Genomic DNA, 1,937 nt, shown 5'->3' on the forward strand with positions numbered 1-1,937 from the left:
GTGTCAAGTTGACCATATCATTAGCCTTAAGCATTGGAGGAAGTAACAGAAGCGAATAATCTTTGCTTTTGCTTGTGTATATTGCAATCGGAATAAAGGGAGTGACCTGGGTTCTATTTCTCAACAAACAGGTCAGCTAGTGAGGTTTTTCAACCCGAGAACAGATAGATGGAGCGAGCATTTTCAGCTTCAAGGGGCGAGGGTTGAGCCGATAACGCCGATAGGAGAAGTAACAGCGAGAATTTTAGGTTTTAATGATTCTGAGCGGATTTTAGAGCGACAATCATTAATTAATGTAGGTCGATATCCCACAACCACAGCCAAAAAGTGAAGCCCCCCAGCCCCCAACTTTGGGGGAGCAAGAAGTCAAAGTCCCCCAGGATTGGGGGATTTAGGGGGCAAGAGAAAACAGCCCTCCGCCCCCATTTGCATAACCTCCCGAACATCAGACATACTTTATGATGAGTGGTTCTTGCGGTGAGGAAATCCCATTGATGCGTCTACCCCAACTGTGGCTATCTATTCTCAGCGTTAACAGCATCTTTCTGTTGAACTTGGGTTTTCCTTTGTTAACCCTACCCCCAACCCTTCATCGCGGAGAAGTTATCGCCCAAACTGACCCCAATGCAGAAGCATTAAGATTATTGCAGCAGGGACTTGAACTGTTTCAACAAGGGACAGCAGAATCTTATAAACAAGCAATTGTAGCTTTAGAAAAGGCATTACAACTTTATCAGCAAACGAGAAACTTAGGAGGACAAGCTAATAGTTTGTTGGGACTGGGTAGAATTTATGATTTATTAGGAGACAAACAGCAAGCGCTCTCATTCTACAACCAATCCCTTCCCCTATTGCGACAACTGGGGAATAAAGCGGCCGAAGCCACCACTCTCAACAATATTGGCAATGTCTACAATGCTTTAGGAGACCGACAAACTGCCCTCGATTACCTCAACCAATCCCTTCCTTTAACGCGACAGGTGGGGGATAAAGCGGGGGAAGCTAGGACTCTCAGCAATATTGGCTTGGTCTACTATGCTTTAGGAGACCGACAAACTGCCCTCGATTTCTACAACCAATCCCTTCCTTTAAGGCGACAGGTGGGGGATAAGGCGGGGGAAGCGGTCACTCTCAACAATATTGGCAATGTCTACAATGCTTTAGGAGACCGACAAACTGCCCTCGATTACCTCAACCAATCCCTTCCTCTCAGGCGACAGGTGGGGGATAAGGCGGGGGAAGCTAGGACTCTCAACAATATTGGCAATGTCTACAATGCTTTAGGAGACCGACAAACTGCCCTCGATTACCTCAACCAATCCCTTCCTTTAACGCGACAGGTGGGGGATAAGGCGGGGGAAGCGACTACTCTCAGCAGTATTGGCGGGGTCTACAATGCTTTAGGAGACCGACAAACTGCCCTCGATTTCTACAACCAATCCCTTCCTTTAAGGCGACAGGTGGGGGATAAGGCGGGGGAAGCGGTCACTCTCAACAATATTGGCAATGTCTACAATGCTTTAGGAGACCGACAAACTGCCCTCGATTTCTACAACCAATCCCTTCCTTTAAGGCGACAGGTGGGGGATAAGACGGGGGAAGCCGTCACCCTCAACAATATTGGCCAGGTCTACTCAGCTTTGGGAGACAAACAGCAGGCCCTCGAATTCTACAACCAATCCCTTCCTTTAAGGCGACAGGTGGGGGATAAGACGGGGGAAGCAAACACTCTCTGGAATTTTGCCTTTCTCAAACGCAGCCAAGGCAACCTCACCGAAGCCTTAACCGATATAGAATCAGCGATTAATATTATTGAAGAACTCCGCACCAAAATTATTAGTCAAGACTTACGAACCTCTTACTTTTCTACCGTTTATGGTTATTATCAATTTTATATTGATTTGTTGATGGAGTTGCACCAACAAAACCCCAATCAA

The 1,937-nt window shown here is 46.8% G+C and carries 1 protein-coding gene; it reads left to right on the forward strand.

Annotated features, from left to right (window positions below; genetic code table 11):
- Positions 1–494: 494 nt before the first annotated feature.
- On the forward strand, positions 495–1,937 hold a 1,443-nt coding region (locus L8106_RS29030; RefSeq protein WP_009788162.1), incomplete at its 3' end, for a tetratricopeptide repeat protein.

Origin of the sequence: Lyngbya sp. PCC 8106, assembly GCF_000169095.1 — a bacterium.
Classification (GTDB): Bacteria; Cyanobacteriota; Cyanobacteriia; order Cyanobacteriales; family Microcoleaceae; genus Capilliphycus.